The organism is Pseudonocardia petroleophila, from assembly GCF_014235185.1.
Lineage (GTDB): Bacteria > Actinomycetota > Actinomycetes > Mycobacteriales > Pseudonocardiaceae > Pseudonocardia > Pseudonocardia petroleophila.
Window position 1 is genome coordinate 1388825 of record NZ_CP060131.1, and the last position, 12746, is coordinate 1401570.

Here is a 12746-nt window from a genome sequence, read left to right on the forward strand (position 1 = left end):
CCGGTCCTCCCGCTCAGTCCTTCTCCCACAGCGCCCACGGTCGGTCACCCGCGAGGTAGGCGCGCTCCAGCGCGGAGCGCTCCTTGTTGGTGTCGGCCGGGGCCCAGAACCCGCGGTGGCGGTGGGCGAGCAGCCTGCCCTCCTTCGCGAGCGCCGCGCAGGCGTCGTCCATGAGGTCGCCGCCCTCGGGCAGGTAGTCGAAGATCTCCGGCCGGAGCACGAAGAACCCGCCGTTCTCCCACAGCGGCATCCGGTGCAGCGGCGTGACGCCGGAGACGCGGTCGTCGGCGCCGAGGTCGACGCAGTGGAACGAGGCCTGCGGGGTGACGGCGAGCAGCGTGGCGACGGCGTCGGTGGCCGCGAAGTCGTCGACCATCGCGTCGAGGTCGAGGTCGGTGAGGACGTCGGCGTAGTTGGCCAGGAACATCTCCTCGCCCTCGAGGTGCTTGCGCACGCGCCGCAGGCGCTCCCCGATCGGCGACCCCTCGCCGGTCTGCACGAACGTGATCGTCCAGTCCTGGATGTCGGAGCCCAGGAGCTCCACCTCGCCGCCGCGCAGCACGAAGTCGTTGGAGGCCGTCTCGGAGTAGCCGAGGAAGAAGTCCTTGATGTACTGGGCGCCGTAGCCCAGGCACAGCACGAAGTCGGTGTGGCCGAAGTGGGCGTAGTAGCGCATGACGTGCCAGATCAGCGGCCGGGGGCCGACGGGGTACATCGGCTTCGGTACGTCGGACACGCCGTCGCGCATCCGGGTGCCGTAGCCACCGCAGAAGAGAACGACCTTCACCGGCACACCTCGAGAACGGACATACCACTACTCTACGGGTGCGTGAGGGTTGCACACCCCTCATCGTGTGGTGATCCATCCTTCCGAACCGCCGGGCGCGGTGACCCGAAGCGCGAATCGCCACGGGCCCGCGCGATGGGGCACAGTCGTGGGGTGTCCGGTGCCCGCGTCGTCCTCGCCGTCGACGGCAACTCGATCGTGCACCGGTGCTTCCACTCCCAGGCCCGCACCGGGTTCCGCTCGGCCGACGGCCGTCCGCGCTGGGCGGTGCGCGGGCTGCTCTCGCAGCTCGTGGCCGCGGTCGACCGGATCGGGCCCGACCACGTCGTCGTCGGGTTCGACGACCCGGCCGCGAGCGTGCGCCGCGAGCGCTGGCCGCAGTACAAGGCGCACCGCACCGAGAAGCTGGCCACGCTCGTCGAGCAGCTCGACGCCGCCGCCGGCGTCCTGCGGGACCTCGGCGTCGCCGTCGTCGTGCCGACCGGGTGGGAGGCCGACGACGTGCTCGCCTCCGTCGCCCGCCAGGCCCCCGCGGCGGGCGCGACGACCGTCGTCATGACCTCGGACCGCGACGCCTTCGGCCTCATCGACGCCCACACGCGCGTGCTGCGGATCATCAACGGCGGCGTCGACGCCTCGCCCGTCCTCACCCCCGACCGGCTCGTGACCCTGCTCGGCGTGCGCCCCGACCAGTACCCCGACTTCGCCGCCCTGCGCGGCGACCCGTCCGACAACCTGCCCGGTGTCCGCGGGGTCGGCCCGCGCATCGCGGCCCGGCTGCTCACCGCCCTGGGCTGCGCGGAGGCCGCGTTCGACGACCTCGCCGCGGGCGGCACGCGCGTCGCCGACGCCGTCGGACCCGCGGTCGCCGCGCGGCTGGCCGCGCCGGAGGCCCGGGCGTCGTGGGCGCTGAACCGGCAGGTCATGGTGATGCGCGACGACGTCCCCGTCGACCTCGACGCCGGGCGGCTGCCGCTGCCGGTCGACGCCGTGCGCGCCGCGTTCGCCGAGCAGGACCTGCCGTGGACCGCCGCCACCGCGCTGCGCACGCTCGCCCACGACGACACCGCTCCCCCGCCGCCCGCCCGCACCGACCTGGAGACGGGCTGGTCGCCCGGGTCGTCCCGACCCCCGCGTCGCCCCGCGCTGCCGCGCAGGCCCGTCGTCGACCAGCTCTCCCTGTTCTGAGTGAGCCCCGTCTCGAACACGTGAGGAATCGGGCGGAACGGGAATCCTACCGGTGAGTACATCCGCGAACCCGAGAGGAACCCGTCATGGCCGACCGTCACGTCGTACCCGCAGAGACCGGCTGGCAGGTCGAGAAGCCCGACGCCAAGCGCCCCAGTGCCAAGACCCCGACGCAGGCGGAGGCGATCACCCGCGCCGTCGAGATCGTCGCGAACGACGGCGGCGGCGACGTCGTCGTGCACGGCACCGACGGCGCGGTCCGCGAGACCCGCACGATCGCCGCCGGCACCGAGGACACCGCGACCCCGGCCGCCGTCACCACGGCCTCCGCCACCGCCAAGGGCGCGGCGGCCACCGCGGACAAGGCGGCTGACGCCGTCGCCGCCACCACCGGGAAGCTGGCCGACCAGGCCGAGGGCGCGGCGAAGAAGACCCGCCGCACGACGAAGGCCACCGCCGGGAAGACCGCCGACACCGCGGCCGACGCCGCCGGCGACGTCGCGGACGAGCTCGCCGACGCCGTCAACGGGCGCAAGAAGGCCGGCACCGCCGCCCGCCGCTCCGCCGACACGGTCAGCGCCGCCGCGGAGAAGGTCGGCGAGGACGTCTCCGCCGCCGCCTCCGACGTCGCCGACGACGTGAGCGCCGCGGGCACCCGGGCGCGGGCGCAGCTCGACCGCACCGCCCGCCAGGCCGGGGACGCCGTCGTCGACGGGGCCGACCGCGCCGCCGGCGTCGGCGAGGACGCGGGCGACCGCCTGCAGGACGCCTCGCACCGCGCCGGCCGGTTCATCCACTCGTTCACCGAGCGGGTGGCGTCGCCGATCGACAACGCGGCCCACGCCCTCAACCCGGTCCGCATCGCCGGCCGCACCGCGGGCGCCGTGATCGCCGGGGCCCTGCACGTCGGCGCCGTGGTGACGACCCGCGGCACCGAGCGGGCCCGCCGCACCGCGCGCCTGGTGACCGGCCGCCGCTGACCCCGGTCCGCATCGCCGAGCCGTACCGCCGGCCCCGCCGGCCGCGGTACGGCTCCGCCGCGCGGCGGAGCCCTACGGCGTCCAGCCGAGCTCGCGGATGTAGCAGCCGCCGCACATCGACTCGTAGCCGATCTCGCCGCCGACGGATCCGTCGATGGCGACCTGGTCACCGGACTGCGTGAACCGGCCGTCGACCGTGCGGGCGTTGAGGATCGCCTTGCGCCCGCAGCGGCAGATCGTCTTGAGCTCCTCGATGGAGTGCGCCAGCTCCATCAGCCGGATGCTGCCCGGGAAGCCGCGGGTGCGGAAGTCGCTGCGCAGCCCGTAGGCGATGACCGGGACGCCGTCCTGCACCGCGAGCCGGAACAGGTCGTCGACCTGCTCGGGGGCCAGGAACTGGGCCTCGTCGACGAGCACGCAGTCGACCTCGCGGCCCGCCAGGATCCGCTCCCGCACCGCCACCTCCGGCCCCGCGACGAGGTCCACCTCGCGGTCGACCCCGATGCGCGACAGCACGGCCGGGCTCTTCGTGTCGACCGCCGGCTTGACGATGAGGACGCGCTGCCCGCGCTCCTCGTAGTTGTGCGCCACCTGGATCAGCGCCGTCGACTTGCCGGAGTTCATCGCGCCGTAGCGGAAGTACAGCTTGGCCACGGCTCACGGTAGCCCGGCTGTCCCGGCACGCACCTGGGCGGCGGTCGCGAGGGTGCCGCCGGCGTCGGTGATCAGCCGGGCGGCGCGCTCGACGAGCTCCCGGTTGCCGTCCGGGCAGCCCAGCGGGGCGTCCTCCAGCCCGGCGCGCACGTGCCCGCCCGCCCGCACCGCCGCCCCGATCAGCGGCTCGACGTCGACGCCGAGCCCGGCCACCATCCACGGCGCGCCCGGCGCCTCGTCGCGCAGCAGCCGCAGGTACGCCTGCAGCGCCCACTCCTGCGGCGGGAACCCGAACGTGAACTGGTCGGTGAACATGAACCGGTAGACCGGCTGCGGCGCACCCGGCACGGCCCGGTGCAGGGCGGCCCCGAGCCGCAGGAAGCCGGGCTCGTAGATCGCGTAGGACGGTGTCATGCGGTGCGCCTGCGCGAGCGCGAGGCCGTGGCGCACGTGCGACTCCGCGTTGGCGTAGACGAAGCCCTCGCGTCCCTGCGCGACGTCGTCGGCGAGGGAGATGTTGACCGATCCCGGGTCCACCACCGACCACTCGATCAGCCCGGCCTCCAGCAGCCGCTCGACGGCGGCGAACCGCTCGGCGGGCGACAGGGGCTCCGTCGAGTCCCCGCTCCCGGCGAACGGGATCGTCGGGCAGCAGACGACGTCGACCGAGGACCGGATGCGCTCGATGATCGGCGCGTAGATCTCGTAGGCGTCGCGCTGGCGGCCGCTGCGCTCGTCGTAGGCGTGGAGGTGGATGACCGCCGCACCCGCCCCGGCCGCGGCGAGGGCGTCGGCGACGATCTCGTCGGCCGTCACGGGGATGCCGGGCTGCCGGTCCCGGCCCCACGGTCCGTTCAGCGCTGCTTCGAGCCAGACGTCCATCCCGGCATTATCGGGGTTGTCGCGGCGACCCTCCCGCTGCACAGTGGCGCCGGTGCGACTCGAGAACCTCGTAAGGGACGCCCGCGACCCCATCGGCTCGCCCGGTTCTGGACCGCGGCGCTCGGGGCGGAGCCGATCACCACCGAGCCGGACCTCGTCGAGGCCCGGCTGCGGATCGGCGACGACCTCTTCCTCGACCTGTGCTTCCCGCGCGTCACCGCCCCCTCCGACGCACCCGCCCGCCTGCACCCCGACCTCGCCGGTGGCGCGCGCCCGCAGGACGTCGTGCGGCGGCTGCTCGACCTCGGCGCCGAACCCGCCGACATCGGCCAGGGCGACGTGCCGTGGACGGTCCTCACCGACCCCGAGGGCAACGCGTTCTGCGTGCTGGCCGAGCACGAGCGCGACACCGGACCGATCGCCGCGCTCCCCCTCGACAGCGCCGACCCCGGCCGCGACGCCGCGTTCTGGGCAGGGATCACCGGCTGGGTGCCGGCCGGTGCGACGGCCCTGCGCCACCCGTCCGGCGTCGGCCCGCTGCTGCAGCTGTGGCCCGAGCCCGAGCCGAAGCGCGGCAAGAACCGCCTGCACCTCGACGTCCGCCCCGACGCCGGGGACGGCGACGTCGTCGACCGCGTCCTGCGCAGCGGCGGAACCACGTCCGGCGCCCCGTCCGACCATCCGTGGCGCGTGTGCGCGGACCCGTCCGGCAACGAGTTCTGCGTCCTGTCCATGGCGCAGGGCGGAGAACGAGTCAGGCCCTGACCGTCGGTGCCGGTCAGGGCCTGTGTGGTGATGGCGCGCCCGAAGGGATTCGAACCCCTTACCTTCTGATCCGTCGTTCGGACGCTGGCGTACGCATGGTGGGCGACCTGGGCGGACGGCGGCGAAAGTGGCTGCCGACCGCGCAGATTCGGCACCACGTGTCAGCAGTTCGTGGATCAACTCGTGGATCGGGATCGACTTCCGGCACCCGCGGCGGGCCTCGGTTTGCGGCCGGGCCGGACTGCGCTCTACTACGGTCGTGATCACGCGATCAGTGCTGGAAGCTCACCACGCCTACGTACGCGGGGACAACGCGTGGCAGCAGCGCGCACGCCTGCACCAGTCCCTCTGGCGGCAAGCACACGGTCTTGTCGCCGGCATGCACGATGGCCGGCCGCTCGGTTCGCGCCTCACCTCAGCCGACGCCGAACCTCCGGCGCTCTCGAACTATCTCTCGCCACAAGCGCAGCACTGCGTCGAGGCAGCCGTCGCAGAGGCGCCGAAGACCGGTGCTCTCCTCGGCCGACCGCGGCTCTGGGTCGACCTGCTCTCCAGCCAACCGCTCTGCTTCAACCTGTTCGGGCCTCTCGCCGAGGACCACACGCTCGCTGGCCGTGTCCTGTCGACACTCTGGCCCGACATCCGCACGGTCAACGACATCCGATTCGAGTGGTCGCCCGGACGGGGCGACGAGGCTTACACCGGCAATCGCTCCGCGTTCGACGTCTTCGTCGACTACGACGGCCCGCTCGGGCGCTCGTTCCTCGGGATCGAGGTCAAGTACCACGAGGATCTCTCCGGCAAAGCCGCGAAGGACGAGAACGGCAGGTACACGGCCTTGGCCAACAAGCACGGGATCTTCCGCAAGGATCTCGTCCCCGCGCTGCAGAAGCCTCCGCTGCAACAGATCTGGCTCGACCACCTCCTCGCCCTGCAGCTGAGATCCAACCCGAAGAACGACGGTTGGAAGGCCGGCATCTTCGCGCTGCTGTATCCCGTCGGAAACACCGCCTGCGCCGACGGAGCGGCGCGCTATCGCCGATGCCTCAGCGACCTCGAGACCTTCGACGCTCGCACGCTCAACGACGTCGTCCAGGCCGCCCGGCTGACGAGTCCAGCCTCATGGCCAGACGATGTGTACGCCCGCTATCTCGATCCGGCCCTGGTCAACGCCACGATCGCCGATCCCGCTGGCACATAGCCGGCTCGTCGTTCGCGGCATACTTCCCGCCGTGGACTACGAGGTCTCGACGCCCGTACCCGGCTCCGTCGTCGAGGCCGTGTCGTGGGCACGTCTTCCTTTCGAGCCCAGAGGCTGGCTCGTCGACTTCCGGCGTGACCTCGCGCAGGCTTGCAGGACTCTGACAGCCGGCCCTGACCAGGTTCTTCACGCCGTCTACAGCTCGGCCGACCGTCGACTGTCCGACATCGAGAACGTCCTGAGCTACAACCTCGGAACCGGCGCTCTCCGGGCGGCCGCCGCGCACGGGCTCATCCTCGAACGATCCTTCGCCGCACCACCAACTGCTCCACACCACTACCGCTACGAGATCGTCATCGACAGCACCCCGTGGCGGTGCTGGCGATCAAGCCGGCTACTGGCCGACCTCACCATGGACGCCCCACTGTCCCTGTTCACCGAGCCGAAGGCCGGACGGTGGTGGCTCGCGGCCCGGCGTGGCGAGGTCACCACACAGTCGAACCGCTCGGAGCCACCCGAGGCCTACGCCTTGTCGATCACGGTGTCGCCTCCGGCCGGATGGCGCGGAAGCCTGTCGGGACTGATCAAATCTCTCGCCGACGGCATCGTCTCCGCCCTCCACAACCACACCGGCCCTGTCGACCAGATCGTCGACCGCGCATCGTCGATCGACCCCACGCTCACCGCCGGAGAACTGACAGCGCTCCTTGCGCGAACGGGACCAGCACCGCTCGGCGCCGTGCGGCTCCTCACGCCGTGGGGCGCCGGGGTGCAGTGGCGGCCAGCCGACGACGGAATCGTCGCGCTCGACGTGCGGGTCACGAGCGGCACTGCTCCAGGAACGGTCGAGGCGAGGGCACACCTCGTCGAAGAGCTCACCCAGTCACGGCTGGCCCAGCCGGACTGAACTCGACGCGATGTCGCTCGTCCCCTGCACCGACGCGTCGACACGGCACAGGCGGCACCGCCGGGCAGTAGCTCGTGGATCGAGATCGACAGCCGTGGTCGCGGCGTGGTCGGTTCCTCGCCGTGGCCTTCTCGGGCAAGGTGGCCCCGTCAGGGATCGGATCGGCGGGAGTCAGCGAGCTTATGAGCGGCAAGCAGATCAAGCTGTTCCTCGTCGACGGCACACCCGGCGGCCTGACCACCGCCGAGATCCCGAACTGGACCGGGCACGTCGTGACCTCGTCGCGCTCCGACCTCGGCAAGCTGCTGTCGAGGGATGAAGCGGAGCGTACGGGCGTCTACTTCCTGCTCGGCGACGACGAGCTGAGTGAGACCCGCTGCTACATCGGCGAAGCCGATGTCGTCGGCACCCGCCTCAAGCAGCACCTGGCGGGCAAGGACTTCTGGGACAAGGTCGTCGTCGTCACCTCGAAGGACGCGAACATCACGAAGGCACACGGCCGCTACCTGGAGTCGAGGTTGATCGCTCTGGCGAAGCAGGCCGGACGCGTGCACCTCGAGAACAGCACGGCACCCGACGTGCCCAAGCTGCCCGAGGCCGACGTCTCCGACATGGACGAGTTCGTGATCCAGCTACAGATCGTGCTGCCGGTGCTCGGGATCAACGCGATCCGCGTCAAGCCGTCGCCGAAAGTGCCCGCCGAGTCCCAGGAGTCGCCGATCTTCCGGCTGGTCAACACCAAGGCCGGAGTCGACGCCCAGGCTCAGCAGATCGACGGCGAGTTCACCGTGCTGGCGGACTCGGCGGTCGTCGCGGCGTTCCCACTGGCCAACCCGAAGCACTCGCCCAGCACAGCGAAGCAGCACGCGGCCCGGCTCGCCGAGTATCAACGCCTCCTTGCCGACGGGGCGATCGTCGTCACCGACAACGTCGGCCGCGTCGCCCGGGACATCGTCTTCACCTCGCCTTCAGCGGCCGGCTCGGTCATCCAGGGACGCTCGTCGTGCAACGGGCGCACCGACTGGATCTCCACCGACGGCCAGACCTTCGGCGCGTGGGAGAGCCGCGGCGTCCACTGAGCCAGCGGACCACGAGCGGCGTGACCGCAATGCCGCATGCGGTCACGCATCCGGCGGATGTGGCCGCGGGATCGGGCCTTCGCTGGCTCGGAGACAGCGGTCATGGCTGCGGAAGCTAGCAGGCTTCGTGGATCAGACCGTGGATCGAGATCAACTAGCCGACCCCGAAAAAGATCTAGCCCTGACCGTTCGTGCTGGTCAGGGCTAGCTTGACGATGGTGCGCCCGAAGGGATTCGAACCCCTAACCTTCTGATCCGTAGTTGGCAAGCTGCCGCGCGCATGGCCGGTGACCAGGCGTATCAGCGGTACCACGCGTACCGGTTTGCGCGGCACAGGCACCAGTCGGTAACAGCTCGTGGACCAGTTGGTGGACCGAGATCAACTCAGTCGGGCGGGTACCGCTGACCAACGCCGGGATCGCACCAGGCGGCAGGCCCAGCAGCAGGGCCGCCGCAGCGGGAGGCCCCGACGATGACCACCGTGCGGGGGCGAATCGAGAAGGCGCGCGCGAGCCGAGCCGGCCCATCACGTAACCGAGCCCGCAACCTCCCACAGCCCACGCGGCCTCTGTCGTGGACAGGCCGCGTTGATCAGCAGTGGGGCCTGGTTGACCACGACCGCGGTGTGGGGAACGTTGCCGGTGTGACGGCCGCGACCATGACCCGGAACGCGCGACTGCGCGCGAACATGGACGGAGTGTGTTCGGTCGTGGCGGCAGCGTCGGGGTTCTCTCCGGCTTCCACCTGACCCGATAGGGTTTGATCGACCCGGTCCTTCGGACCGGGACGTTACACGCGGAGGCAGCGGTGGGCGTCGTTGATGTGCTCGTCGTGACGGCGCTGATCGAGGAGCAAGACGCCTTCCTTGAGATCGCTCGCGAACGGACGCCAGCACGTCTCGGAGTGGCAGACTGGACCGACGTGCCGGGCGATCTGCCGTATCGCGTGGGCAGCCTGATCCTCCCGGCCGGGCGGTCCATTCGCATCGGCGTGGCGCGGCCGATCCGAAAGGGCGGCACCGAGGCGGGGCTTGTGGCCGGAGCGCTGACGGAGAGACTGCGGCCGGCCCTATTGGCCATGTCCGGCGTCTGCGCCGGGAATCCTCGCGAAGTCGTGCTCGGGGACGTCGTCGTCGCCGAACTCGCCTACCGCTACCAGGACGGGAAAGGGTCACCGAACGCCCTGCGACCGGATCACCGACAGACGGTGCTCGATGACGACTGGATCCGGGCTGCGCAGGAGCTGCCACTCGACGGGCTCGTCACTAACGGTCCGGCCAGCGCAGAGGAGGTGCGGCTGTGGTTCCTCGCCTGCTTGGAGAACGGTCTAGATCCCCGCGAGCATCCGGCTCGGCCTCGATACATCGACGATGAGCAGTGGCCCATCGTGCTCGACGCACTTAGAGACGACGGGCTAATCCAACCCTTCCGAGGGGGGCCGCGGTCCACCCTCACGCCCCTGGGGCGCAGCCACCTCCGCCATCAGCGCTACCGCGAAGTCGGATCGCCCCAGGTAATGCCCTACCGCGTCACGGTCGGGCCCATGGCGAGCGGCGACGTCGTCGTGAAAGATGGCTTGACCTGGGACACGCTGCGGGCAAGCGGCGTCGAGACCGTAGCCGGACTAGAGATGGAGGCAGCCACCATCGCCCGGACGGGCGCCGGCCTCGGGAAGATCTCCTGGCTCGTGGCCAAGGGTGTCATGGACTACGCCGACCCCCGGAAGAACGACAACGTAAAGCAGTTCGCCGCCCGTGCGTCCGCCGACGTGCTGCTGCAGTTGATTGCCACGCACCTCCCGGGGACCGCGCCAGCGATGCCGATGACGTCGCACGAACCCCGCCCGGTGGTGGACGCCCACTCCGACGGGGGGTGGCGACGTCGAGCCGACGTCGATCACGACCAGCTGTTCGGCACCCAAGAAGTGCTGCCCAGGATCGGCAAGGCCCTCGTGAACCCCGACGGTGACGGGCTGATCAGCATCTTCGGGCCCGGCGGAGCTGGTAAGACAACGCTGGCCTACGAGGCCGTTAAGCAGTTCGCCGGGGACGGCGGCTTCACGCGGGTGGCGTGGGTCTCAGCGAAGCTCAGCCACTTACGCGACCTCGGCGTCATCGAGACCTCCCGCCACACCCGAACCGGCTGGCTCGACATGATTGCAGAGGTAGCTGAGCAACTCGACGTGCGTGTTGATTTGCATCCGGCGAGGCTTGAAGAGAGCCTGGCCAACGCACTCCAGAGCAGCATCGAGATCGCCCGGCCGTGCCTCATAGTGATCGACAACCTGGAGAGCGCTCCCGACGCGCAGCTCGCGGTTGACTTCCTGACGCGATCGCCCGTGCTGCGGCCGCACAAGGTCGTCCTCACGACCCGGAACTCCGCGCGGTTGATAGCCCCGACCGTGCGCGAGTTCGCATGGCACGGCTTGGACAGCGACGCGGTCCGCGAGTTCGCTGCCTACCTCGCCGCCGACACGTCTGGGTTCGAGCTAGACGACCTAGACGTCGACGAACTCATCAGCATGAGCGGCGGGATCCCGCTCCTTGTCAAGGTAGCCGTCCGACTCGCAGTCCACACCTCCCAGCCCCTGCGGACGGTCATTGACCAGGTCCGCAACCCCGGCGGTGAACTCGGCTCCCTGGTCGGCCAGTTCCTTTACGAGCAGTCCATGACAGCCCTCGCCGCGAGCGCGGGCGTCGGGGACGACAACGCGATCGGTCTCATGAACTCCTTCTGCGCCCGGCCCGACGGCGAGTCCCTCAACCTCGAAGACTTCTTCGAGCTAAGCCTGATCGCCGATCGGGCACAATTCGAACGAGCGCGGACGACTGCCCACAAGCTCGCGTTGATTCGCGGCGTCGACGGAAACCGCCGATTCACGATCCATCCGCTCCTCCGCGATTTCGTCTGTCGCGGGTGAGTGAGCGCCGAGATGGCCGGCGACGGTGCGTCCCCAAGCTGGGCGGCCAGGCTGCGGGCGGGCCGGCGAGAGCGATACTGGAAGACCAGCACCATGCTCCTCCTCCGCGACATGGAGGATCTCAAAGGTCGGGAGCTGCGAGGGAAGATCAAGGACCTGATCTTTTGGTGCGATTCGAGCGTGGCGGATCCAGAGGTGATCGACGCAGAACTGTTTGCCGACTTCGTGGACGGTATGTGCCGTGTGGTGGGGAACTACGGGGTAATCGACGGGGTCGCGGTTGAGCCGGCGCTTCGCCGCATCATCGACCTGCAGGAGAGCCGCCGCGACACGACCACGAAGCTCTGGCTGACCCTGGCCCGCTTCAGGTCAATGATCTCACTGGAGGACGACCGGCGGGAGGAAGCGCTGAACGCAGCGCTAGAAAGCGCCCCTGTTGGCTCGGCACTCTGGGCGGAGTCAGTGCTCGCCAAGGCATGGTACCTCAACGACATCAGCCGGTACGGTGATGCGCTGCGCATCGTTGGACGACTGCGGCAGGCGATTCCTCAGGAGCTGTACGACGGGTACTACGCGTGCGGCGCGGACACGATGGCAGGCGTCGCGCTCTTCACCTCGTTCCGCGACCTGGGCGCGGCTCGACAGAAGCTCACCCGTGCATGCACCTTCTCTAAGGAAGCAGACGACGACGTGCAGCTGCGCCGCTGGACGGCGACCGCCCACCACTACCTCGGGCGGATTGCCGAGGTCGACCGGGATTACCCGGAAGCCCTCGCGAGGTACGTCCAGGGGCACGCATTACAGACCCGCTGCCCGGAAGAGCTGCAGTCGATCGCGTTCATTCATCTCCGCATGTCCGAGCCACTGATCGCGCTGGGATACTTCGACGAGGCGGAGGACCACCTGCGCACAGCCGCGCAGGTGTGCTCCGACTATGCCGACTACAGCTCCGGCCGGCTCCAGGTCCAGCTGGGTTTCGCGACCCTGGACGTCGCGAAGGGAAGAACCGGCTTCGCACTTCAAACCATCGATGCCACCCGCAACGAAGCGCGGGCGATCGGCTATTGGCGGGGCGAGCTGCTCTGTCTGGGCTACAAGTGCGCGGTGCTCCTCCGTACGCGCAGCGTCCTTCGGCTTGTGCCGGTGCTGCTGGACATCATCATGACGATGCGAGGCGGGGAGCTCGGACGCGGCAACGCGGCACGACTGCTCCTGCGACTTCCGACCGTCCTCGGGGTCGCGGTTCGGCGGATGTCGTTCCGGCCCAGTCGCCCGCTCCAGCCCGCGACGACCACGGGATGTCCCTGTCGCGTCCATACTCCCGCCGATGCTGTGGCGGCGGGCGGGCCGAGCGCGTGACTTTCCCCGGTCAAGTTCGCCTAGT

The 12746-nt window shown here is 70.2% G+C and carries 11 protein-coding genes; 8 read left to right on the forward strand and 3 right to left on the reverse strand.

The features are described 5' to 3' along the window. Window positions 1-13: 13 nt before the first annotated feature. Window positions 14-787, reverse strand: a complete 774-nt coding sequence (locus H6H00_RS06965) for a sugar phosphate nucleotidyltransferase (RefSeq protein ID WP_185720505.1) — start codon at window positions 785-787, stop codon at window positions 14-16. Window positions 788-940: 153 nt separating this feature from the next. Here H6H00_RS06965 and H6H00_RS06970 point away from each other — a divergent pair, with 153 nt between their 5' ends. Further along, window positions 941-1975 (forward strand): 5'-3' exonuclease, encoded by a 1035-nt coding sequence (locus tag H6H00_RS06970; protein ID WP_185720506.1) that lies wholly within the window; start codon window positions 941-943, stop codon window positions 1973-1975. An 86-nt stretch (window positions 1976-2061) separates the two neighbouring features. Continuing rightward, window positions 2062-2955 (forward strand): DUF2188 domain-containing protein, encoded by an 894-nt coding sequence (locus tag H6H00_RS32180; RefSeq protein WP_185720507.1) that lies wholly within the window; start codon window positions 2062-2064, stop codon window positions 2953-2955. Between the two features lie 72 nt (window positions 2956-3027). On the opposite strand, the gene H6H00_RS06980 is transcribed toward H6H00_RS32180, so the two are convergent. Together H6H00_RS06980 and H6H00_RS06985 are read right to left on the reverse strand one after the other, a co-directional pair. Beyond that, window positions 3028-3609, reverse strand: coding sequence for a thymidine kinase (locus H6H00_RS06980; protein WP_185720508.1), 582 nt, complete (start codon window positions 3607-3609; stop codon window positions 3028-3030). Window positions 3610-3612: 3 nt separating this feature from the next. Next, complete coding sequence (locus tag H6H00_RS06985) at window positions 3613-4491, reverse strand: beta-keto acid cleavage family enzyme (RefSeq protein ID WP_185720509.1); 879 nt, start codon at window positions 4489-4491, stop codon at window positions 3613-3615. 135 nt (window positions 4492-4626) lie between these two features. Between H6H00_RS06985 and H6H00_RS06990 the strand changes: the two genes are divergently transcribed. The 6 genes from H6H00_RS06990 (at window position 4627) to H6H00_RS07015 (ending at window position 12721) form a co-directional block, all read left to right on the forward strand. Then, window positions 4627-5256 (forward strand): VOC family protein, encoded by a 630-nt coding sequence (locus tag H6H00_RS06990; RefSeq protein WP_255425815.1) that lies wholly within the window; start codon window positions 4627-4629, stop codon window positions 5254-5256. Window positions 5257-5515: 259 nt separating this feature from the next. Further along, a complete protein-coding gene (locus H6H00_RS06995; RefSeq protein ID WP_185720510.1) occupies window positions 5516-6457 on the forward strand; it encodes a PGN_0703 family putative restriction endonuclease in 942 nt (313 codons plus the stop codon). 31 nt (window positions 6458-6488) lie between these two features. Continuing rightward, on the forward strand, window positions 6489-7364 hold the full coding sequence (locus H6H00_RS07000; protein ID WP_185720511.1) for a hypothetical protein: 876 nt from the start codon (window positions 6489-6491) through the stop codon (window positions 7362-7364). Between the two features lie 182 nt (window positions 7365-7546). Next, window positions 7547-8443, forward strand: a complete 897-nt coding sequence (locus H6H00_RS07005) for a GIY-YIG nuclease family protein (RefSeq protein WP_185720512.1) — start codon at window positions 7547-7549, stop codon at window positions 8441-8443. 807 nt (window positions 8444-9250) lie between these two features. Further along, window positions 9251-11362 carry an AAA family ATPase gene (locus H6H00_RS07010; protein WP_185720513.1) on the forward strand — a complete coding sequence of 704 codons (2112 nt, stop codon included), beginning with the start codon at window positions 9251-9253 and terminating at the stop codon, window positions 11360-11362. Further along, the gene (locus H6H00_RS07015; RefSeq protein ID WP_185720514.1) at window positions 11363-12721 is read left to right on the forward strand and encodes a tetratricopeptide repeat protein; all 1359 of its coding nucleotides are present in this window, start codon (window positions 11363-11365) and stop codon (window positions 12719-12721) included. It abuts the gene before it with no gap. Window positions 12722-12746 lie beyond the last annotated feature (25 nt).

What these genes read in the sequence shown, in the direction of transcription:
- H6H00_RS07005 (WP_185720512.1), top strand. Translation starts at nt 7,547, where the DNA reads ATGAGCGGCAAGCAGATCAAGCTGTTCCTCGTCGACGGCACACCCGGC.
- H6H00_RS06985 (WP_185720509.1), bottom strand. Translation starts at nt 4,491, where the DNA reads ATGGACGTCTGGCTCGAAGCAGCGCTGAACGGACCGTGGGGCCGGGAC.
- H6H00_RS32180 (WP_185720507.1), top strand. Translation starts at nt 2,062, where the DNA reads ATGGCCGACCGTCACGTCGTACCCGCAGAGACCGGCTGGCAGGTCGAG.